The sequence below is a fragment of the Devosia alba genome (assembly GCF_039938915.1).
GTDB lineage: Bacteria > Pseudomonadota > Alphaproteobacteria > Rhizobiales > Devosiaceae > Devosia > Devosia alba.
The window spans coordinates 184,373-205,249 of sequence record NZ_JBDUUI010000007.1 but is presented as its reverse complement, the minus strand read 5'-3'; the positions used below and the strand labels follow the sequence as shown (position 1 = coordinate 205,249).

Here is a 20,877-nt window from a genome sequence, read left to right as displayed (position 1 = left end):
GAAAATGGCTGCGTGAATTCTACCGCAGAACCCCGTTAAAAACGGGGGGATTACCCCTCCAGCCATCGGTGCCAGATGACGACGTAGCGGGCGAGCGCACCGGTATCCAGCTCGGTCATCACACCGTGCCTTGCCAGCATCTGCGCCATGGATCTGAACTTGGCCTTGGCTCCGTCTTCGAGATGATCCGGTGGTTCGGGCGTAGCCACCATTGGCTTTGGCTCAGCTTTATTCAGGCGATGCGGCCGGGCGGTGCCCTTGACCAGCTTCAGATGTGTCGGCAGCGGCTTGCGGCCCGCCATGACTGTTCTCCTCGTGCGGCAGACCTAGCCCGCTGCAGGTGTGGTGCTTTCGCTGCCGGCTCGGCTACAGTACGGTTGCTCTGCATTGCGATTTTCTAGAAGGAGAACACCATGGCCGACATCTGGCTTGCCTCTCTCAAAACGGCGACACCGCAGGAAGGTTTTGATCTTGCTACTAAACTGGCACGGGTCGGCGTCAAGGTGACCCAACCATCGGCTGAGGTACGCGACAAACTGCGGGCGGCCTATGACCACGATAGCGCCCAGCTGATTGCGTCATCGCAGGTGATCGCGACGCATTTCCAGACAGTGGCTGCCGCCAACAATTACTGGCGCGACTGACACTCCTGCTGGCGGTTCAATCTAGGCTGTTCGCCAGCAAGCGGAAATCCTCAAACACCCGCCTCAAGCAATAGCTGCGGCCTACCGACACCACGGTGAAGATCGCACCCATTGCCATGTTCTGAGCGATCGTGGTGGAGAGCCCGAACAGCGGAAAAATCACGATCTGCGCATAAACGGCGACAGCGTAACCGACGAACACATTGGTTAACGATTCCAGCAGTGACATCCCGCGGGATTGTTTCTTACTCATGACTTTGCCTCATTATTTCTTTCGGAAGCCCGCTCGACAACAATATCGTCGAAGCTGCGGCCATCACCATCGAGCGTTGCCGCCTTGCCGGTAAAGGCCTGCCAGCGCCTGACCACCACGTCGCAGAAGGCCTCCGACAATTCCTGCCCGTAAACGCGCCGACCGGTTTTCTCGCCCGCGATCAGTTGCGATCCTGAACCGGAAAACGGTTCGTAGCAGATGTCGCCAGGACGCGTGTGCAACTGCATTGGCAATGTGAATACGCGCACCGGCTTGGACGTCGGATGCTCGCGGGTTTCGATTTCCGACGACGGGATATTCCACACCGTGGTGGGCCAGCTTTCAAAACCTTCACGGTTGATGCGGGGTTTTTTGCCGCGAACCCAGCCGAACATGCACGGCTCATGCGCCCACAACATTACCGAGCGCGTCAGCACTGGACGGGATTTGGCCCAGATGATCTGCTGGTGATGCAGTACATCAAACTGGTCCCAGACGGTTTCCAGCATGCGTTGGCGCCTTGAGGCGTGCCAGCAATACCAAGCGACATCTTCAGCAATCGCATGTTCGATCGCCGTCTTGCAGAACGCCTCGTAGAATTGCGGGCCCTGGCTGGAATCGTCCCAGTGTTTTTGTTCCACGCAATCTTCCGCCACGTCCTGGCTGACAATTTTATTCGCGGGCCGCGAAGCCTTTTTCTTGGTCAAATGATTGGTGCCGTCATAATCCACCAGGTAAGGCGGGTCAGTCGCGAACAACGCGGCCCGCTCACCATTCATCAGCCGGGTGACATCAGCACCATCGGTGGAATCGCCACATAACAGACGATGGTCGCCCAGCAGCCAGAGGTCACCGCGCCGTGTTACCGGGGTGGCCGGCACCTCAGGAATGGCGTCATCCTCGCTCAGACCATCCTGCTCCCCCGGTTTTCCGTAGAGCAGGTTTTGCAGTTCGTCGTCGTTGAAGCCGGTGAGGCCTAGATCAAAGCCGGCCTCTTGCAGGTCCGACAATTCCAGCGCCAGCACGTCCTCGTCCCAGCCGGCGTTCATCGCGATGCGGTTATCAGCAAGCACCAGCGCTCGGCGCTGTGTTTCCGAAAGACCCGTCAACACGATTGCGGGCACGGTCTCCATGCCAAGTGTGCGCGCCGCCAGCACCCTGCCGTGGCCGGCGATCAGCGTGCCGTCCTCGGCGATCAGCACCGGATTGGTGAAACCGAACTCGCGGATCGAACCCGCAATCTCTGCCACCTGTGTTTCGGAGTGCGTGCGGGCATTGCGCGCATAGGGCACCAGCCGTTCGAGCGAACGATACTCCACGGCCAACCGGCGCTCGGCGGCGCCGACATCAACAGGCGCGCTTTGAATATCTGACACACAATTATCCTTCATCTCGAACAGCCATTTTGTCTGTGCACCCCCCCATCGCCATTTTGGCCACGGATGCGTGTTCCTTGGGCCCCGGTCACCAGTGCGTACCCGGTAGACATTCACCCGCCCCCGGGGGGTGCGGCGGTGATCGGCGAGTGTTGCAGCGTGTTGCCAAACCCACCGTCTTTGCCTGCAGTTTTGCGGCTATGGCACGAGGCACACAGCGCCTGCCAGCGGCTGCTATCCCAAAATACAGCCTCGTCACCGCGATGCGGGTCGATGTGGTCGACGACGTTTGCTGCACGGATTATGCCGTAGTGACCGCAGTCAAGGCACAGTGGGTGCGCGCGCAGGAAGACGAGCCTCTCCCGCCGCCAGCGTCTCGAGCTATAGAGAGCACGGGCCACTGGATCACGGTTGCGGGCGTAGTCGCGGTCTTGCTCGGGCTTGTCGCGCCGCCCAACCGGGCGATGGATCGGTGGACGAACGGGCATGAGCCTGATCTTGATAATGGTGTTGACCATGAGGGTTGCGCCGGAGACAGCAACGCCCGCGATGGATCAACTCCGTCGCGGGCGCTACTCTTCCGAGCATAGTCAAAACTATAGCTGATTTGACCGTATTTGTTGCAGGGAAAAGTGTTGCAACACTTTGGACTCATTGGGCATTCAGTCGGGCCGCAATCTTGGTGAGTGCCAGCTGCCAGTGTCGCCACGCCGTGGTGCGATCGCAACCATGTTGATGGCTGATCAGCTTCCAGGGCACACGGGCCGCGCGCCTCCAGACCAGTTTACGCTCAGCCTCCTCGATCCAGAGTATCCAGTCAAACGTTAGCTCTAGCCGGGTAATGGCCGAGGCCGAAGGACGGATCACCATGGGCTCGGGCTTCATGAAAGCGATCTCGTGGCGGGTCCGCGCCATCTCCGGCCAGGCGTTGAAGTAGCCTTGTGCCATGACAGGCGGCAGCTTGCGCAGCGTGCGGAACGCCTCCTCGAAATGATCGGCAACATCGTCGGCGGTCCAGGTCCGGTCAGCCATGGTGCTCTCCCCGATCCGAGGGTCCCGTCCCATAGAGCTTTTCTCCAAGCTGACGCACCAGCTCGCGCTCCGGCCATGTCAGCCGCTCATCGTCAATCGCTACGGCCAGCAAACCGAGTTCACGCCATCCCTGCCGTTTGACAGCATCGCCGTTGCGGCGTGCCCCGCCATAGCCTCTGGGGGTCCACCTCATGAGCCGTCTCCATGGTTTGGGAAAGAAGCAGAAAGCAGGCAGTTTGGGCGTGTGACGCAAGGGTGACGCAGCGATGACGCATAAATGCCGGCTAAGGTGTTGATTGTGCTCGCGTGACGCACTTGGCAGCGAACTATTACCCATGTGGGCGTGCGCGTATAAGAAAATGTTCTATCGCCACTGCGACACGCGAGCACAATCAATGGGTTAGATCTGGTTTGCGCGTCATTCATGCGGCGCATCCGCGTCACAGGCGTCCGAATTGAAAGCATCGGCACGGCTCACACTCATGCCCACGAAGAAGCGTCCGTCGCGAAATCGGCGGTACTCGATACCGATGGCGTTGGCGGTGATGCGCTGAACAAACGCATTTATCGACGGCAGCGTCCGGTCGGAAAATCCCTCGGCCAACGCCCATTCGCGGAACCGTTCATAAGCATGGCGGGTGGCAATGCGTGGACGCTGGTCGACAATCTGACGGCTGCGAACGCGCTCGGACAGCCAGGCGAGCACCGGGTCAGCACCAAAAAGCCAGTCGTTCATGGCGCTCTTGCTGGATGAAGGCGTGGTAAACTGCTTCTGGCGGAGCAGCCGCGTGGCACCGTCTATCGCCCAGCCGAGCAGAAGATCAGGCTCTTCCAGACCGATGCGCTGGCCGATGGCCTCGATGCGTTCCTCCGCGGGAATCACCCGATTAAAACTGATGACGAGGAGACGGCGCTGAACCCCACGATCCATGCCACCCTGGAACACTGGCAGCGTATTGGTGGCAAACAGATGCTGGGCCTGGGGACGGAACTCGATGCGGGATTTGTAGACGTCTCGGCCTTGCACCGGCTCGCCGGTGACGATCGCCTTGAAAGTGTCGGAGGCAATGGCTGATGAGGAAGATAATTCGTCGCTGGCGTTGAGCAGCTTGCCCACGAGCCCGATGATATGGCGTTCATCCCCCATGCGGCCGGCGGTGACCGATGCAATGGCCGATCCAGGAAGCATGCCGCGGATCAGATCGAGGATCTGGCTTTTGCCGTTCTCGGCGGTTTCGCCTTTGAGAATAAGGGCGCGTGGCTGGCGCAGTTTCGTCGCGTAACCCAGAGCGGCCGAGCCCGCGACTTCCGCCAGAAGCTGTATCTTGTCCTCGGCATCAGCGTCCCCGGCAAAGACACCGCTGAGCAGCCGTGACAGCAAAGAGCGCGCCGGAAGCGCCTCGTTTGATCCGGGTCGCCAGCGGCCCGCCAGTGTATGGCGACACCGATGATCACCGTGATGAGGCTCCAGCGACGGCACGCCGTCTGCGGCGAAACGAATGAAGCCACTGGCGCAATTAATGCCGACCGGCGCTTCAGCAAAGAAGGCAGGGGCGGCCAGTAGCGCGGTCATCTCGTACAGGATGGAATCGATACGCGATTTGGAAAGCTTGACGCAGGAAGTCTTATCGCCTGGAGATTTGAAGTAGGCACCGTCGTACCCGTGCACGGCGAGCCTAAGTTCATGATCGGGGATCGGGCGCCACAGGGTTTTCTCGTACCGCCAGAAGGCACCTTCGGCGTGAACGATGTTATTGAACGCCCGCTCGAGATCCTCACCCACTCTCCCGGCGATCTCGACGTCCGAACCGATGTCCAGACGCGGCTTATCCTCAAGCGAAGCGCCAGGCCGATTCAGTGTGGCGAGCTTGTCGAGGGGATCATTCAACATGGCGGTGCTCCCGGCGGGCGATCTCGCGCGCGGCAATGCTGCACACCGTTTCCACGACTTCATCGTCATCGAGCGGCGGCAGGCAATGAAGACGGTTCCAGGCGATGATGAGTGTCAGGCAGACGCGGGGATCGACACGGGCACGCAGCAGATGACCGGTCAGGCGAGCGATGGCGTCGTTGCGTTGACCTTCACCATGGATCTCGACGGCATGCCTACGCCAATCGCTGGGCGGCTGCCGCGTTTTACCGGCACTCTGCTTGCGCCCGGCCATGCGCTCGAGCAGCCAACCAGGAGGGTCGGCCAAGGATACGTCGTCGGGATGATGGTCGACGGAGATCGCGTAACGACGACCGCAAATGTGGATTGACGGGGGCGCCACGATATAGCCGCCGTCGCCACGCACATCGATCCCACTGCCAAGGGAGCCGGCACTGTTGGCAATTTTTACGCCGGGGTGACGAAACAGTATGTGCTCACCCCCACCACCGGTGAGAAACCGCCAGGTAAGGGGAAGATCGCCGTGGCGATCTTCGAGCTGGCGCAACGTCTCATCGCCGTCATGGCGCGGGTCAATATCGACAGCTATGACACCCGATACAGCGCCAGTAGCGATACCGATATTGTAAGCGGCGTCGGCGAACCAACGTTCGATCTGTTGCGGATCCCGGCTCGCGTCCAGAAGACCTCGCCGCACCAACTGGCCGACCGGGTGTTTGCCCGGCTGGCGGCAATCCGCCTTGCCGCAGGAGCAGATAAGACGGTCACCACGCCGGACAGGAGCATGCAGCGGCAGAAGGGATAACCCCAATTTCAGATAGTGCTGCGCGATCTGAAGGACATCGGTATCCATAGCTTACCTCCGCCGCCTGGTCCGCGTGACGAGGCGGCTGATCAGGAAAATGATAGCCAGCACGGTTGCCAACAGCGCGCGACCTGGGCCTTGGCGACGATATGGACCGCGCCGTTGGGCAACTCCGCCAAAAAGGGTATTCATGTCCGGCCCCTTAAGCGCACTTGATGGCGGGCTGATCGGCCGTGCTCTCGCGCATCTGCGCATACTCAAAGGCCTCGATGTCTTCGAGCCGATAAACGACTCGCCCACCGAGCTTGACGAAGCGAGGACCCTCACCGGTCCAACGCCAACGCTCGAGCGTGCGGTGCGAGATATTCCAGCGATCCGCGAGATCAATCTGATTCAGATGTCTGAGTGACATGTTGGACTCCGTTAAATTGCGTTTCGGTACATCCGACAGCGCCGAAGCACTTAGGCATGCGAGCATTTTCAACGGGTTAGGCTTGTTCTGATATGATCAAGTGGGATCTGTCTTGTGACGTTGGCAATGAAAAAGCCCCGAGAAATCGGGGCTGCTTCAGGGCGTTTGTGACGTGCCGCGTCGATGCGCGTGACTCCGGCGCATTAGTCGGTGCTGGCCGACAGAACGCCGCCCACAATATCCGCGATTAAAATCTCGCGGCACTGCGGGTTGATTCGATAGCCCGCACGCTCCTTGGTCTGAATGAAGGAATCCTGATCCATCGGGATCCCCATCGACACGTTCAAAGGTTCGAGGACCTCGCGCAGCCGCCTCAGCTGTTGACGCATCGACTGATCGGAAACGCCGAGGCACCGAGCCAGGTCCGGCGCTGGAAGATACGGAACCTCGGTCTGTCGAGACTTTGCCGTTCTGAAGGCCGCAATCAGAGCGGCTATCAGTTTGAAGTTCGCACCTTCCAGCGCCAAGTCGCCCCTGAAATGAACACGCTTCTTATCGTCGTCGAAGGCGAACTCCAGAACTGATGTAGAGAGCCGATCCATGAATGCCTTGGCGTCAGCGTCGTAGTTTGACGGCGGAGCAATTTCGATGTGACCTCGATTGTAGCACGCAGCCAGGAGCGATGCCGCAGGCAGGTCGTTTCTGAACAGGGCGGCGCTGTGTTCTCTGACGGCCGACAAGATCACCTCTTCGACGGATTTTGCGTGGCGCTGAAACAGAGCGAACAGCAGATCTCCCGCCTCGGAGGTCGGCACGCCCGGGAAGTGGCCGATCGCAGAAACGATCTCCGGGAAGTCCACCAGGAACCGCTCCTTCGGTGTTGCCGATATCTTCTTGAACAACGACACATAAGCTAGCGCCATGCGCAAGTCGTCGCGTCCGCTCCGATCGTCTAGAAGCAAGTCTAACATATAGCGATCTGATGCTTCGTGTTCGCCCAACCCAGCCGCGAGGATTCCGAAACGTCTGTCGATACACTGCGAGCACACACCACAGTGCTTTTGACTTTCGGTCCATTTCCTAGGCCGCGTACAGCTGACGGTCTGACTGAGCAGATCGGCCATCCCAGCCGCCGCGATTTTCTCCGTCACTTCCTTCTTGGTCAACCATTGAAGGGGTGTGCGGATCTGGATGCGGCGCTCCACGAGCAGCGAAAAGAGGTCCTCAAACCCGCGCAGGACTTTCGGGTGGGTTGTCCGCGTCGCTCTGCCACCAACAACGTCGCCCGCCAGCGGCAAGTTGATACTGACCACCCCGTTTTCATAGAAACTGAAGCCGTCCTTGCCGGACATTTCGGCTACGACGAAGCCTAAGCATGCAAACAGGAAAGAGCGGGTGCGCTGGGTAAATTCGCGAGCTTGAACGCCCTCGTTGCTTACCCACACAGGAACGTAGGACAGGTGCCGGTCAAATCCCTTTCGCTTGAGGTCAGCAATAAGGCCTTCCTGAACCGATCGAACCTTGGTCGACGAGTAGTGTCCAACCAACGTGAGGGACTGACCTTTAGCCACTAGATCAGTCACGGCCCCGGCGAACGAGTCCACGCCGCCGGAGAATAGTGCTACCCTGTCGTGCTCGTTGGCAGGATCAATCAGATCTTGAAAATACAGCTCCTTGGGCTGAACCGGCGTCTCAGTCTGCCGAAAATCGAATGCATAGCTGTCGTCGGAAAGAAACCCCAGCGTGTCGATCAGTGCATACTGAACCTCAGGGTCGTGCCAGACTTCCAGTTCCCGCACTGGGATCGAAAATCTGAGGCTCCTGCGCCAATTTTCGCCGAACTTCGAAAGCTGTTCCGATCCGCGAACCAGTCGTTGATCAGCGCAGTAGACATATGCAGCGACCTCCAGCAGATCGATCAGCACGTCGGGTAAATTCGAGAGCATCGTTCTGCTGATGTAGTCGATGCGGAGGTTCACGTTCTTGCCCGGACCATGGACGTTCATGGCAATCGCCTCCTCGCAAGAGGCGGCGGATACACCGCATTCGATCAGATGCTGCTTCACGGTTTTCCTTTCCGCAATGCGAGTTCGATCCTGATTTTCTCAACCGCATGGGAAGAAAACGCCCGCGTATCCGCGCGCGAAATCGCCTTGCCGTCGCGATAGTGGTTCTTCCCCAGCCAGTCCCGGGCAAATGTTCGCATGATAAGGGCCGACTCGTTGCAATGGCGACGGACTGCACTGTCAAACGTCCCTACGTCATGGACGGAACGCGCAATTCGACCCGGGCCAATCATATTGTGGAGGTTTCGATCCACGAAGTAATGGATCACCCGCTCGACAAAGTTAGCGTAAAAGCTATGGGCCAGTGCGGCGAAATTCTCCGTGCGCCGCAAACTGACGAGCGAAGCCCACACGTCGTCTGCGCCAGGGTTCCAGAGAGATGGTAGGTTTGATTGCATTCCCTCTGCCAACGCCGAAAGGCCAGCGCGGCGGGCAATCTCGCCGAGGTCTGTACTCCCCTGGTGGATCCGACGCTGAACCCGCTCCACGGAACGGTCATACTGAAAGAGGATTTCAGAGACCGATGAGGGCGTAGCGCCGTCGATGCAGATTTCAGCTAGTGCTCTTGGTGCGTTATTGGTCGCAGCTGCTTGGGGCAAGCGGATCAGCAACCAGAGCGCTTCAATGAAGACATCGTCTTTCAAAGCAGATTTCAGTGCTTCCCGACCAAATTCGGTAATCTGGTCGGCCACCGCCTCGGTTGGAATGCCACCGTCCACAATGTACCGTACAATTTCGGGCAAAAGGCGGTATGCCGGCATTTTTCCAAGGCGCTGATGCCCCATTAAATCGTCCCTTGAATCTATCGGTGATTGAAACCGGAATACGCGCTCCCATCAAATATTCCCGCCGGGCCGACGTCTCGTGCACAGGCACACTTTCACTCTGTCCCGGATCATGATTCGCTTTCAAGGCTTTGTTTAACACCGAGAATGCTTGCGTCAGGCAAGATGTTCGCTTGTGCCGTCTATGAATGATTTCGAAGCAACCCGCAGAAACCTGATAAGTATTTGTTTTAGATTGTTTTTATTGGCTGACCGCTTAGCGTTTTCCTTCTCGAAACGCTCTTCTACCGGTGCTCCAATGAAACGCCCCAATCCGCTCCCGGCTAACCAGATGACCCCCGCCGAGCGCCGCGCCGAACTGTGCGGTCTGCTGGCGCTCGGGTTGGTCCGGCTGCGGAAGCGAGAGGGGGAGCAAGCATCTGACGATACTGGAGAAAATTGCCTTCACTATCCGGCTGACCAATGCCGTCATGCAACTCCAACTCATCGGAGAAACGCATGACGACGCATGATCCTATCCCTGCGCGATTGGCTGCGCTCAGGACCACCCCGACGCCTGAACTGAAGCAGCAGTGGCGGGAGCTTTTTGACAGTGAGCCGCCGCCATTCAACCGGCGCTTCTTGGAAAGCCGACTAGCCTATCGAATCCAGGAGCTGGTTTATGGAGGGCTGAAACCAGAAACGATCCGGCGGCTGGAGCGGCTTGGAGAGGAACTCGACGGCGGCGACCGGAAGAAGAGTCGCATCCGCGCCGATCTGAAACCCATCGTCGGCACGCGGCTGATCCGTGAATGGCAGGGCGTCGAGCAATTAGTCACCGTGACGCAGGACGGATTCGAATGGCAGGGGCGGCCCTACCAGTCGTTGTCGGCTATCGCCCGCGCCATCACCGGCACGCGTTGGAACGGCTGGGTCTTCTTCGGACTGAAAAACCACCGGAGGACAGCATGAACAAACCCATCGTCCGTAAATTACGTTGCGCTGTTTACACCCGCAAATCCTCAGAGGAGGGTCTGGAGCAGGAGTTTAACTCGCTTCATGCCCAGCGCGAAGCCTGCGAGGCGTACATTGCCAGCCAGCGGTCCGAGGGCTGGGTGCTGGTGCGCGACCAATATGATGACGGCGGCATCTCAGGGGGCACGCTGGACCGCCCCGGCCTGAAACGGTTGCTCGATGATGTTGAAGACGGATTGGTTGATGTGGTCGTGGTGTACAAGATCGACCGCCTGTCGCGGTCGCTAATGGATTTCTCGAAGCTGGTCGAGGTGTTCGACCGGAACGGCGTGACTTTTGTTTCAGTCACACAGTCCTTCAACACAACGACATCGATGGGGCGGCTGACGCTGAACATCCTGCTCAGCTTTGCCCAGTTCGAGCGAGAGGTGACCGCCGAGCGCATCCGCGACAAGGTGGCCGCCAGCCGGAAGAAGGGGATGTGGATGGGCGGTGTGCCGCCCTTTGGGTATCGCGTCGAGAACCGAAAGCTGCTGGTCGACGAGGAAAGCGCCGCGCATGTGCGCTGGATCTTCGCCAGCTTCCTCGAGATCGGCTCCTGCACGGAATTGGCGCGGGAGGTCGGCACACGTGGCATCCGCACGCCGCGCGACAACCGGATCGACAAGAAGTACATTTACAGACTGCTGAACAATCGCGCCTACATCGGCGAGGCTGTCCATAAGGGCGACAGCTATCCTGGCGAGCACGCCGCCATCATCGACCGCGAAATGTGGGACAAGGTTCACGCCATTCTGCAGGAGAGCCCACGCAAACGCGCTGCCCGCACCCGCGCCGACACGCCCGCGCTGCTGAAAGGGCTGCTGTTCGGGCCAGACGGGGCGGCGTTCTCACCGACCCACACCCGTAAGAGTGGGCGGCTTTACCGCTATTATGTCAGCCAGACGGTGCTGAAGCATGGTGCCGGGTCATGCGTGGTCGGCCGCGTGCCTGCGGGCGAGATAGAGGCCGCAGTCATCGACCAGCTCCGCGCTGTGTTCCGGCAGCCCGAGATCGTGGCGGGCACGTGGAAGGCGGCGCGCACCCACGCCGACGACATCTCCGAGGCCGACGCCCGCGCGGCTCTGCAGCAACTGGACCCGCTGTGGGACGAACTGTTCCCCGCCGAGCAGGCCCGCATTGTGGCGTTGCTGGTCGAGCGCGTCGAGATCGGCATGGATGGACTCAACGTCCGGCTGCGCATGGATGGTCTGGGGAGCCTCGCCCGCGAGATGCGGGCTGGAGACATGGGGGCGGCCGCATGACCCGCGAGCCGCCGATCCCCGAGACCATGACGCTCCACGTTCCGTTTCGCATCGTGAAGCGCGGCGGGCGCAAGGAGATGCAGCTTCCCCATGGCGTCCGGCCAGACCGAAGGACGGACAACACGCTGGTCAAGGCGTTGGCGCGTGCATTCCGCTGGAAACGGATGCTGGAAACAGGCGAGTTCACCACCATCGCCGAGTTGGCCGCGCGCGAAGGCATTGCACCGACCTACATGAGCCGCGTCCTGCGCCTCACATTGCTTGCGCCAGATATCGTTGAGGCGATCCTGGACGGGACACAGGCGCCGGAGGTGACGCTGGCACGGGCGCTGGAGCCGTTTCCGGCGGGATGGCTCGTTCACAACAAGTTCCGCTGACGCGGTGAATTTGACTGTTCAAACAGTTGCCGCCACCTTGCTCAGGCCGTCAAAAGACATGTTTTCCTGAAGTAGGTCATGCGCGAGGACGAGATACCTCCAAGGTTTTCCGCCGTTCTGTGACGTGTATTCAGTGGCATGGCGAGCCCATTCGCGCGCGGCTTCTGCCTTAGCCTTGACTTCTAGGTCGCCAAGCTGATTGGCCGCCTTGACCTCGATCATCACTAGGGTCGATGCCGTTTCCGCAACAAAATCTGGGACATACTCCGGATGATCCGATCCGCGTCGGTAGCGAATTTGGAACTGACCATTGTTGGGTCGGAACCAACGTTCAGTGTCCCGGTCCAAAATCACAGATAGGAGGCGCTCAGGATTCGAGTCGAATTTCTGCACCGGGTAAAGGCATCTCCCAAACCCACCAAATAGGTAGGTCCCAATACGGTTCAGATCTGGCGGTGCTTGGCGATAATCGCGCGGACTTTCGCCTGCAGCGGTTGTGTACGCACATGGTTTGAGTTCTGTCCAACCGCGATGGACCGTGGCCTCATAACCTTCGTCAGCGCCTTCCTGATAATGCGCCTGCATTTGGCCGTGGATCAAACGCGACAAGGCCTCGCCTTGCTGGCGGAGAACCGGCTCCACTTCATCTTCAGACAAGTACGTTTTCAGGTGCCGGACAGTCTGGCTGGCCAGATCATAGAGCAGGTCAGCGTGGGCCATGTAATCGACATCCTTGAAGTCGATTAAGTGCCGCACTAGGTAATCTTCCAGTCGTGCTTCTTCGCCGCCAGACTGATCAGCCGACAGCACCACCTGGTGCCCCACGCCGTCATCTAGTCGCTGTACCCAAAGGGTATCCGCAGCATTGCTTGGCCGTACCCCCGTAAGATCGACTGTAAAGGGGCGGAATCCCGCAGTAACCTGGCCCTTGGGGGTCACCACGATTCTTGGAATGTCGATCATCCCCATCACAAGGGATTGCGTCATCTGTGCCACGATTGCACTTACGTCCGGCCCAGTTTCGATACCCGGAAGCACCGGTTGCGCAGTCATCCGGCTTTTTACCGCTTGCACAATCTGGGCCTGAACCGACACGTTTGACAGGGCCGAGCTCGTCGGTGCCAAATTCGGGTTTCCGCTTAGGCGGTGCAGTTCATCAACAACAAGAGCCGCCACGATCCGCTCGGCCGCTGAATAGACCACAGCACCTTCGCGCGCATAATTCGGCCCTTGGGGATCTGGCGGAGCGTAGTTCGGCCTTGAAACCACTGTAGCCAGCGGCTTTCGCACCGCCTCCGGATCCAGCACCAGAGTCTGCAGCCGGACCGGGCTGTCCGAGCGGCGGGCATCGTCCACGATTTCCTGAAACTTGTCGTGGGCCACGATGTTTAGCCGGTCCACTTCCAGCACCCCGGTCCGCTGCCCGTAAGGCAGACGCAAACCCCGGCCGATGCTTTGTTCGACCAAAGTCCGCGCATTCGCGGCGCGCAAGGGAATGATCGTATATAGGTTGGTTACGTCCCACCCTTCTTTCAGCATGTTGACGTGGATCACGATCTCGGTGGGCTCGTCGGCATGTTCAACCGCCAGCAGCGCCCGCGTCACCTCCTCATCCTTGGAAGTGCTGTCCACCTGAATGACACGGCCGACATAGCGCCCACCATAAAGCGCCTCGACCAGCTTTTTCAGCTCGGCCGCGTGCGTTGTGTCCCGCGCGATGATCAGCACGAACGGCTTGACACGCTCCCGCCCGGACTCTGCCGAATAGGTTGCCAGATGCACCTTGACCTGTTCGTGCAGACCCAGACCGTCTTCGATTTTCAGACGCTCCAGCGCTTCTGCCGAATGATCAGACGCGCGGAAATCCTTGCGCGTCACCACCGCCGGGATCTTCACGAAGCCGTCGTCGATCGCCCGCGCTAAGGGGTAATCGAACACCACGTTCTTGAAGGGCTGCGCGCCCTTGGTGCCCTTTTCGACGAACGGCGTCGCCGTCACCTCCAGCCCCAGCACCGGCTTCAACTCGTCCAGCGCGCGCACCCCAGCGTCGCCACGATAACGGTGGCTTTCGTCCATGATCAGCACAAGATCGGGCTTGCCTGCAAGATGCCCGAAATAGCTTTCCCCCAGGGTCTCGCGGAATGACCGCATCTTCAACTGCTTGCCGCCCTTGGCTTCCGAGTTAAGCTTCGAGATGTTGAAAATGTTAATCGCCACCCCGCCGAACAGGTCAAGGTTGGCGCCCCGGCTTTCCCAGTTGTCGCCGGTTATGATCTCGGGCGGGACCACCGCGAATTCCGAGATGCCTTTGAACACGTATTTGCGCTTGCCCGGCGTGAAATCGGCAATCAGCTTATCATAGATCGTGAGGTTGGGCGCGAGCACGAAAAAGTTCCGCATCCCGTGCGCCAGATACAGATAGGCGATGAACGCGCCCATCAGGCGGGTCTTGCCCACCCCGGTGGCGATGGCAAAGCACAAGCTGGGAAAGGCGCGCTCGAAATCGGTCACACCGGGGTATTCGGATCGGATGATCTCCAGCGCGGCCTTCAAATCTGCATGTTTGCGGAGTGGCAGGATTTCTGTCACCCGGTCAAGGATTTCCAAGGATTTGCGCTGCGGCGGGCGCAGGGACAACCGTGCCGCGATGGCGTTGACGTTGCGGTTCATTGCGCATCTCCCGTGATCGGCAGGCCGTAATCCTCGCGTCCGAAATCGCATTGCTTGAGCACATCGTCGGGGATTTTGCTGACGGTCAGGTTAGGGAACCCCTTTTCATCCCCCCGCCACGCAGCGCACAGGATCAGTAGGGTGCGGCCCTCGCCAACCAGTTCCGACAATTCAGCGAGTTGATCGAAGGACAGGGTCTGCGTGGTCACATGCAGGAAATCGGTGTCACTGGATTTGCCCTGCACCCACCAATCGGTTTCCGACGGGGAATAACGAAACCCCTTGATCTTGCAAAGCGCCTGCGCAAGTAGCGGGCCGTCATAAGCGGCGCTGATAACCTCGCGTCCCCATTTGTCCCGGGTGATCAGACTGGGGGCCAGACGGCAGAATCGGAAGCCGCCGCCGCCCTGCCAGTTTGTTGCCGCCGTCACCCCGCCCGCGTCAAGGCCGTCAATCACCTTGCGCAGACGCGGCACGATATGGGTTTGGGCATGGTCACCAATTTCCACCATGATCCAGCGGCGGCCCATCTTGTGCGCCACCGCCCCGGTAGTGCCGGAGCCTGCGAAGCTGTCGAGAACAAGGTCGCCGGGGTTGGTGGCAAGGGTGACTATGCGTTGAAGAAGACGTTCGGGTTTTGGTGTATCAAACGTGGATTCTTCGCCAGAGAGCTCGATTTGCTCTTTCTTGGCCTCTTGGTTGTGACCCACTTCCGAATTTGGCCACCAAGTCCATGACGCGCGTCCTTCGCTCTCCAAGAGAAAGGTTTTGACGCGTGGCCTTGCTTTGCCGTCGACACCAAACCAAAGCCGATTGTCAGCTAGAAGTTTCCTATACTCTGGCTCAATGTTGCCCCAACACCGCCCTGGAGGTGGTTCATATACAGCGCCACCCGGCGTAGTGATTTTATACATCTGGTTCGGTCGCCAGCCTTGAGCGGTAAAGTCCGATGACGACCAAGGACCGCGATAGTCATCATCCTTATTCGTCGCTTTTGTCTTAGTTTCCTCCGAAACGGGCAACAGGTTCAATTCTACTTTGGAAATATCTTTCGCAATCACTAAGACGCTGTCATGTGCGGCACCCAGCCTCAACCGTGCTTCAGGTGACGTCCGCTTCTGCCAAACAACATTGGCAACAAAATTCCCCCGTCCGAACACCTCATCCGCCATCACCTTGAAGTAATGCGCCTCGTTGTCGTCCAGCGTCACCCACAGGCTGCCGTCGGGCGACAGCAGGTTGCGGATCACCTCCAGCCGGTCGCGCATCATTGACAGCCAAATCGAATGTTCCAGCCCGTCATCGTAATGCTCAAACGCCGATCCGGTGTTGTAGGGCGGGTCAATGAACACGCACTTCACCCGCCCCGCATATTCTGACTCCAGCGCCTTCAATGCCAAAAGGTTGTCGCCCTGCACCAGCAGATTGTCCATGATCCCGACCTCACCTGTGTGGGACAGCTCCGGCACATCGATCAACACCCGAGGCTCCAACCGAGGCCGGTTCTCCTTGCCAACCCAGGTCAGCTCTAGTTTCGTCTTGCGGCTCACGAAAGCCCCCCGATCTGCGGCGCCTTTTCGGCGAGGTATTTAAACAGGCTTTGAATGCCTGCGGGCGTGGTGGCCTTGTCCCTCTTTTTGGGCAGGTTTACATCCGCCGCAAGATCGAAATGCTTTGTCATGATATCATCGAGGACTTTCGGCACATCGGTCTGGTTGCGCATAATCGCCAGAGGCCCCTTGTAAAGAGTCATCGGCTGTACAACGTCCCAAAGCGTCTGCCGCAGATCATCCATAGGCTTGCTGAGGGCCACCTGCATCTTTGCTTCATCGATACGGACGTTCGTCCTCAACGCGTCGTGCAAACACTTCATCATGACAAAGCTATAGGCGTAAGATCCGTGCTTGTAGGTCAGGCGTTCGGACCCAGCCGTAGAAACTACGTTGACTGACATCCCAAGCTGCAAGTGTCGGCTGGTAATTACTGCATTCAACAGAGACAACGCTTTGGTCTTGCTCCCAAAGACCAACTTGTAAGTGTCGCTGCCGACCGTCAGCAGTTCACCCGGTTGACGCTTTAGCATCACCACAACACGCGGATCGGGCAAGGTCAAAGCCAGCGCCTGAGCCGCCTCGCGGATGTCTATCTGCAACGGATCAAGGAAACTGGTGTCCTCGCCCGCCTTGTAGACATACCGATATCCGAGTTCTGCCAGTTCACGGCGCAGGCGTTCCTGCTGTTCATCCAGGGCGACGAAGTTGGATGCCACCACAACATTCTGGTGGTTGCGGGCATGGGTTACGGCGTCGCCAAATTCCTTTACGCCATCCGACTGGATCACCGTGACCTGAACATAGGCATTCGAGATGTCGTGGGCGGGATTGTCCTTCATGAACGCAGCAGCCGACGAAACGGTCTGCGCTCCGTTGATCACAGACATCCCCTTGAGTTTCACTGACCTTACACCGGCCCTGAGGCCTGCCGGGGCGACTTCATCAGCGATGATCGTCACACCGTTGTTGAGGAACTCAAAGTCGGCCGGCTTGTCGCGCAGCGTGTCGATAATGGCCCGGTTCACATCCGACCGCTTCGTGCCCAACGCATTGCGAATGTTGCGAGAAAATAGGGCGACGCCGTGAGCATTGTGCAGATTAACCAAGCCATGAACAGCCGCAAAGCCGACGCCTGATTTGCGAACGCCGTTTCTGAGAACCCAAGAATGCAGCCCGAGTTTGTCATCGACAGCAGCAAAGGCGTGTCCCTTTTGCAGGAAACTCAAGCAAGCCTTTGCATCCAGATGAAGGAATTCCGGGTCTAGCCGAACCTCGCCATCCCGCTCCTGAGAAATCATCAGGTCGATGGCCGCTTTGGCGGTGCCGGTAATGCCACCGCCAACTTCGGCCACAACCAGTTTGATTGCAAGGCAAGCCTCAAGATCAGCCTCGATCGCTGCCTGCCGTTTGGAGATGTGTGCATTGAAGCCACTAAAATCATTCAGAATGATCTTCCGGACGCCTTCGCTGAACGCCTGAGCCTCATCCTGCTTGAACTGGTCAGCCTCCTTCAGCTTTACCTGAATGAAGAACAACACCCCTGTCGCCCCGTCATAGTGCACCGCATCTATACCGTGATCACCCCAGTCATCAGTGACTGACGCTGCCGCCAATTGGGGGGTAGCTTCCGTCAGCATTGCCACGGCAAGGCCCGCAAACGCCCGCGACATGTTCTTCTTGGCGTCTTCGTCTGCATTCTTGCTCTTCAGGAGGGGCGGCAGATGCGGGACAAATTCATTATTCAAACGTGTGTCGAGCAGCACCCGATCCTGTCCGTCCAAACTCATGCAATCCTCCAGCGGCACATAAACAGCTGCCTTTTCGATACCTTGGCGGTCAACCGCGCCTCCATAGCGGCTATCAGATCACCACGGCGTATGTCGATCTCGTCTTGCGCCTCGAACAGCCTCTTCCGCTTCTGGTTGCGTTGCTGTTCCAGCGCACGCACTGCCTTTTGTGCCTCAAGCTTCTGTTCCAGCGTCAGCGATGCCGTTGCCAACCGCCGGGCATCAGCAACAAGGCGATCTATCTCTCGGATGTCACGTTCCAGCCCAATTTTCAGATCGTCTGCCCAGTTGTCCAGTTTGCGCTCTTCCTCGGCCAGTAGCGCGGCGTGACGGGATTGGGCGGCATCGAGGCCGCTTCGCTCGGCGCGTGCCACCTCCTGTGTAAGCAGCGCCATGGCAGAGGCGGGTATCTTTACGGTGTTTCCCTGAACCGCATCAACCGTCCACAGACGTTCGGCGGCATCGGAGGGCATAACCTGCCCGTCATCTGTCACGGCGGCATGGAGCACCCAGTCCTGACCTTCGCCGCCCGCCTCGACCGAGAGCATTTCCACCGTCGTCCAGCCAGACCGGCCCATGTATCGTTCGAGCGCCGAGATTTTTCCTGGATGTCCCGAAAGATTGAATGTTAGTTCAGAAGGAGCAAGATCACGCGAGCATGCCCGTTGCACCGCAGCTTGTGCAAGGGGGTGGCTGGGCCGGTAGATGTGCCCGTCGCCAAAGGTACGCGGCCCCTGGTAGGCACCCAATGGAATGACAGGTGCCCACTTTGGCTTCCGCAAAAGGCTAAAGCGATCAACGGATCGCCAGGAAGCATCCTCTCCTAGTTCGATGGCTGTCAGCCGCATCAGGTCGCGCTCGAACCGATCCAGCACAGCATGTGTATCGGCATCGGTCGCTTTGAGCCGTTCGCGCACCTCATCATCGAAGTGCTCTAGTATCTTGATGCGCGTTTTGGAGATCTCGCCGTCAATTTCTTGCGCAAGTTCTGCTTGTAAGGCGTCAAACGCGGCAGTGATGTCCGCCGGGTGGCGGCATCGCTGATAGATGTCTGCTACCCTTCGCTCAAAATCCACACCGGACCCGATGGCGCCAAGAACTTCATCCGAGGCCCCGAATACGCCTTCGAACAACGAAAACTTTTCGGCCAGCAGCTGATGCACGCGCTGATCGGCAGCGTTGTCACGGTTCAGGAAGTTTACCACGACCACGTCATGTTTCTGACCGTAACGATGACACCGCCCGATGCGCTGTTCGATCCGCTGGGGATTCCAAGGAAGGTCATAGTTGACGACGAGGGCGCAGAATTGCAGGTTTATCCCCTCAGCACCCGCCTCCGTCGCGATCATAATTTTGCCGCGCTCACGAAACCTGTCCACCAGCGCTTGGCGCATGTCTGCCGCTCTGGAGCCAGTTACGCGATCGGTGCCGCGATGCCGCTCAAGCCATTCTTGGTATATCTTGCGTGAATCTGGATCCGTATTCGATCCGTTGAACAGCACAATCTCGTCGCCCCAAGGCGATCCCCTAAGCAGCGCCGTCAGGTAGTCCTGGGTTCGACGCGACTCGGTGAAGATGAGGGCCTTGTGGGCCGAACCAAGGTCATTGGCCTTCTCAAAGGCGACTTTTAGGGCAGAGAGAAGCGCCTCACCCTTTGCGTTTTGCCTGATCGATGCGGCGAACTTCGCCATTTCCTGAAGTTCAGCCGCTTCATTCGCCGCTGCATTACGATCCGAGACGGCGTCTGCTGTCGCTTCCTCGCCCCATTCGTCCAGAGTTTCGTCGAAGGTTTCGAGATCTTCCGACGGTACACCGGTCAGACCCGCGAGAAGCCTTTTCGACATCGTCTCTAGCGCACCTGCGATCGCAAAGCTTGATGACGCCAACAGCTTGCGCAGAACCATTGTCGTCAGCGCCCGTTGCTGCGCCGGCAACGCGTGAAGTTCATCGCGTGAAAGATAAGAGGCGACTGCGTCATACAATTGCCGCTCCTCCACCCCGAGCGAAAATTGCTCAACCAGAGCGTGACGGCGCGTGTACGGCACATAAGCCTTCACCTGTCGTCTCAGAGTACGGTGACAGACCGAGTTAAGACGCGCCTGCAGTTCGGAAAGCGCCGCACGAGGCCCCATGAACCGCTCTCGAAAGCTGCCGAGATTACCGAAAACATGATCGTCAATCAGACTGACTAGGCCGAACAGCTCCAGAAGGGAGTTTTGCATTGGTGTGGCGGTCAGCAAAATCTTTGGTCGACCTGCCAAGGCATCCTTCAGTGCAGTTGCCAAAACATTTCCCGGCTTCCACACATTGCGCAAGCGATGCGCCTCATCGATCACCACAAGATCCCACGGCGTCCTAGCGATGTCTTCGGCCTTATTGCGGGCAAACTGGTAGGAGCAGATTACCACCGCATCATCAGGTTCAAATGGCCGGGTGATTCCGGACTTACTGGCCATCTGGAAACTGCGCGCTTCGACAATTTCCGCGGGCAGGAAGAACTTCTCGGCCAACTCCTGGTGCCATTGCCGACGCAGGTTTGACGGCACGATGATTAGAATCCGACGCCGACCTTCTGCCCAACGCTGCGCAATCACCAAGCCAGCCTCGATGGTTTTCCCCAGGCCTACTTCGTCAGCAAGCAAGACGCCGCGGCTCAAGGGTGAACGCAGCGCAAAAAGTGCCGCATCAACTTGGTGCGGGTTCAAGTCTACACGGGCACCGGCCACAGCTGCCGCGATGCGGCTGGTATCCCCGGATGCACCACGCCGCCGGAGAGTATGACCTATGTACTTAGAATGAAAGAAGGTCATTATTCGTCAGAGGATCCTATGGTTTGCACTGAAGTGGTCTACTTGATCTCGACGGCGTTCATCTCATTTGTTCCAGACTTGTCGCGCAATCTCAAACTACCATGCGACACCCTACTTAAAAGGCCACGGTCGGGTCGAAGATAACCGTTTTGCACCGA

Annotated in this window: 19 protein-coding genes; 4 read left to right on the top strand and 15 right to left on the bottom strand. The window is 58.7% G+C overall.

Features of this window, described 5'->3' with window-relative positions; all coding sequences use genetic code 11:
* Positions 1-50 precede the first annotated feature (50 nt).
* Positions 51-302 (bottom strand): P27 family phage terminase small subunit, encoded by a 252-nt coding sequence (locus tag ABFY71_RS12395; RefSeq protein ID WP_347946306.1) that lies wholly within the window; start codon positions 300-302, stop codon positions 51-53.
* A 111-nt stretch (positions 303-413) separates the two neighbouring features.
* On the opposite strand from ABFY71_RS12395, the gene ABFY71_RS12390 reads away from it, so the two are divergent.
* A complete protein-coding gene (locus tag ABFY71_RS12390) occupies positions 414-644 on the top strand; it encodes a hexameric tyrosine-coordinated heme protein (protein ID WP_347946305.1) in 231 nt (76 codons plus the stop codon).
* 16 nt (positions 645-660) lie between these two features.
* Here the strand turns inward: ABFY71_RS12390 and ABFY71_RS12385 are convergent, their stop codons facing one another.
* The 10 genes from ABFY71_RS12385 to ABFY71_RS12340 all read right to left on the bottom strand — a co-directional run bounded on the left by ABFY71_RS12385 (position 661) and on the right by ABFY71_RS12340 (position 9,264).
* Positions 661-897, bottom strand: a complete 237-nt coding sequence (locus ABFY71_RS12385) for a DUF7220 family protein (protein WP_347946304.1) — start codon at positions 895-897, stop codon at positions 661-663.
* Complete coding sequence (locus ABFY71_RS12380) at positions 894-2,390, bottom strand: site-specific DNA-methyltransferase (RefSeq protein ID WP_347946303.1); 1,497 nt, start codon at positions 2,388-2,390, stop codon at positions 894-896. The genes ABFY71_RS12385 and ABFY71_RS12380 overlap by 4 nt, the downstream gene beginning before the upstream one ends.
* Positions 2,387-2,791: an HNH endonuclease gene (locus ABFY71_RS12375; RefSeq protein ID WP_347946302.1), complete on the bottom strand. Its 405-nt coding sequence runs from the start codon at positions 2,789-2,791 to the stop codon at positions 2,387-2,389. Before ABFY71_RS12375 ends, ABFY71_RS12380 begins: the two co-directional genes overlap by 4 nt.
* Positions 2,792-2,924: 133 nt before the next feature.
* The gene (locus ABFY71_RS12370) at positions 2,925-3,305 is read right to left on the bottom strand and encodes a DUF6362 family protein (protein ID WP_347946301.1); all 381 of its coding nucleotides are present in this window, start codon (positions 3,303-3,305) and stop codon (positions 2,925-2,927) included.
* Positions 3,298-3,498, bottom strand: a complete 201-nt coding sequence (locus ABFY71_RS12365; protein ID WP_347946300.1) for a hypothetical protein — start codon at positions 3,496-3,498, stop codon at positions 3,298-3,300. The genes ABFY71_RS12370 and ABFY71_RS12365 overlap by 8 nt, the downstream gene beginning before the upstream one ends.
* 225 nt (positions 3,499-3,723) lie before the next feature.
* Positions 3,724-5,196 (bottom strand): DNA primase family protein, encoded by a 1,473-nt coding sequence (locus tag ABFY71_RS12360; RefSeq protein ID WP_347946299.1) that lies wholly within the window; start codon positions 5,194-5,196, stop codon positions 3,724-3,726.
* Positions 5,186-6,049 (bottom strand): bifunctional DNA primase/polymerase, encoded by an 864-nt coding sequence (locus ABFY71_RS12355; protein ID WP_347946298.1) that lies wholly within the window; start codon positions 6,047-6,049, stop codon positions 5,186-5,188. Before ABFY71_RS12355 ends, ABFY71_RS12360 begins: the two co-directional genes overlap by 11 nt.
* Positions 6,050-6,203: 154 nt before the next feature.
* The gene (locus ABFY71_RS12350) at positions 6,204-6,413 is read right to left on the bottom strand and encodes a helix-turn-helix transcriptional regulator (RefSeq protein WP_347946296.1); all 210 of its coding nucleotides are present in this window, start codon (positions 6,411-6,413) and stop codon (positions 6,204-6,206) included.
* A gap of 203 nt (positions 6,414-6,616) precedes the next feature.
* Positions 6,617-8,479 carry a 7-cyano-7-deazaguanine synthase gene (locus tag ABFY71_RS12345; protein WP_347946295.1) on the bottom strand — a complete coding sequence of 621 codons (1,863 nt, stop codon included), beginning with the start codon at positions 8,477-8,479 and terminating at the stop codon, positions 6,617-6,619.
* Complete coding sequence (locus ABFY71_RS12340; protein WP_347946294.1) at positions 8,476-9,264, bottom strand: hypothetical protein; 789 nt, start codon at positions 9,262-9,264, stop codon at positions 8,476-8,478. Before ABFY71_RS12340 ends, ABFY71_RS12345 begins: the two co-directional genes overlap by 4 nt.
* Before the next feature lie 498 nt (positions 9,265-9,762).
* Here ABFY71_RS12340 and ABFY71_RS12335 point away from each other — a divergent pair, with 498 nt between their 5' ends.
* The 3 genes from ABFY71_RS12335 to ABFY71_RS12325 are packed head-to-tail and all read left to right on the top strand — an operon-like array spanning position 9,763 to position 11,899.
* Complete coding sequence (locus ABFY71_RS12335) at positions 9,763-10,215, top strand: DUF2924 domain-containing protein (protein WP_347946293.1); 453 nt, start codon at positions 9,763-9,765, stop codon at positions 10,213-10,215.
* Positions 10,212-11,522, top strand: a complete 1,311-nt coding sequence (locus tag ABFY71_RS12330) for a recombinase family protein (protein ID WP_347946291.1) — start codon at positions 10,212-10,214, stop codon at positions 11,520-11,522. Before ABFY71_RS12335 ends, ABFY71_RS12330 begins: the two co-directional genes overlap by 4 nt.
* Complete coding sequence (locus tag ABFY71_RS12325) at positions 11,519-11,899, top strand: hypothetical protein (RefSeq protein ID WP_347946290.1); 381 nt, start codon at positions 11,519-11,521, stop codon at positions 11,897-11,899. Before ABFY71_RS12330 ends, ABFY71_RS12325 begins: the two co-directional genes overlap by 4 nt.
* Positions 11,900-11,917: 18 nt before the next feature.
* On the opposite strand, the gene ABFY71_RS12320 is transcribed toward ABFY71_RS12325, so the two are convergent.
* The 4 genes from ABFY71_RS12320 to ABFY71_RS12305 are packed head-to-tail and all read right to left on the bottom strand — an operon-like array spanning position 11,918 to position 20,719.
* A complete protein-coding gene (locus ABFY71_RS12320; RefSeq protein ID WP_347946289.1) occupies positions 11,918-14,569 on the bottom strand; it encodes a DEAD/DEAH box helicase family protein in 2,652 nt (883 codons plus the stop codon).
* Positions 14,566-16,119 (bottom strand): site-specific DNA-methyltransferase, encoded by a 1,554-nt coding sequence (locus ABFY71_RS12315; RefSeq protein WP_347946288.1) that lies wholly within the window; start codon positions 16,117-16,119, stop codon positions 14,566-14,568. The genes ABFY71_RS12320 and ABFY71_RS12315 overlap by 4 nt, the downstream gene beginning before the upstream one ends.
* The gene (locus ABFY71_RS12310; RefSeq protein WP_347946287.1) at positions 16,116-17,909 is read right to left on the bottom strand and encodes an AIPR family protein; all 1,794 of its coding nucleotides are present in this window, start codon (positions 17,907-17,909) and stop codon (positions 16,116-16,118) included. Before ABFY71_RS12310 ends, ABFY71_RS12315 begins: the two co-directional genes overlap by 4 nt.
* Complete coding sequence (locus ABFY71_RS12305) at positions 17,906-20,719, bottom strand: SNF2-related protein (RefSeq protein ID WP_347946286.1); 2,814 nt, start codon at positions 20,717-20,719, stop codon at positions 17,906-17,908. The genes ABFY71_RS12310 and ABFY71_RS12305 overlap by 4 nt, the downstream gene beginning before the upstream one ends.
* Between the last annotated feature and the right edge of the window lie 158 nt (positions 20,720-20,877).

Bases quoted from the DNA above. Each gene is read 5' to 3' on its own strand.
- ABFY71_RS12390 (WP_347946305.1), top strand. From the start codon at position 414: ATGGCCGACATCTGGCTTGCCTCTCTCAAAACGGCGACACCGCAGGAA.
- ABFY71_RS12310 (WP_347946287.1), bottom strand. From the start codon at position 17,909: ATGAGTTTGGACGGACAGGATCGGGTGCTGCTCGACACACGTTTGAAT.
- ABFY71_RS12340 (WP_347946294.1), bottom strand. From the start codon at position 9,264: ATGGGGCATCAGCGCCTTGGAAAAATGCCGGCATACCGCCTTTTGCCC.
- ABFY71_RS12395 (WP_347946306.1), bottom strand. From the start codon at position 302: ATGGCGGGCCGCAAGCCGCTGCCGACACATCTGAAGCTGGTCAAGGGC.
- ABFY71_RS12320 (WP_347946289.1), bottom strand. From the start codon at position 14,569: ATGAACCGCAACGTCAACGCCATCGCGGCACGGTTGTCCCTGCGCCCG.
- ABFY71_RS12330 (WP_347946291.1), top strand. From the start codon at position 10,212: ATGAACAAACCCATCGTCCGTAAATTACGTTGCGCTGTTTACACCCGC.
- ABFY71_RS12350 (WP_347946296.1), bottom strand. From the start codon at position 6,413: ATGTCACTCAGACATCTGAATCAGATTGATCTCGCGGATCGCTGGAAT.
- ABFY71_RS12335 (WP_347946293.1), top strand. From the start codon at position 9,763: ATGACGACGCATGATCCTATCCCTGCGCGATTGGCTGCGCTCAGGACC.
- ABFY71_RS12325 (WP_347946290.1), top strand. From the start codon at position 11,519: ATGACCCGCGAGCCGCCGATCCCCGAGACCATGACGCTCCACGTTCCG.
- ABFY71_RS12375 (WP_347946302.1), bottom strand. From the start codon at position 2,791: ATGGTCAACACCATTATCAAGATCAGGCTCATGCCCGTTCGTCCACCG.
- ABFY71_RS12370 (WP_347946301.1), bottom strand. From the start codon at position 3,305: ATGGCTGACCGGACCTGGACCGCCGACGATGTTGCCGATCATTTCGAG.
- ABFY71_RS12385 (WP_347946304.1), bottom strand. From the start codon at position 897: ATGAGTAAGAAACAATCCCGCGGGATGTCACTGCTGGAATCGTTAACC.
- ABFY71_RS12305 (WP_347946286.1), bottom strand. From the start codon at position 20,719: ATGACCTTCTTTCATTCTAAGTACATAGGTCATACTCTCCGGCGGCGT.
- ABFY71_RS12355 (WP_347946298.1), bottom strand. From the start codon at position 6,049: ATGGATACCGATGTCCTTCAGATCGCGCAGCACTATCTGAAATTGGGG.
- ABFY71_RS12360 (WP_347946299.1), bottom strand. From the start codon at position 5,196: ATGTTGAATGATCCCCTCGACAAGCTCGCCACACTGAATCGGCCTGGC.
- ABFY71_RS12365 (WP_347946300.1), bottom strand. From the start codon at position 3,498: ATGAGGTGGACCCCCAGAGGCTATGGCGGGGCACGCCGCAACGGCGAT.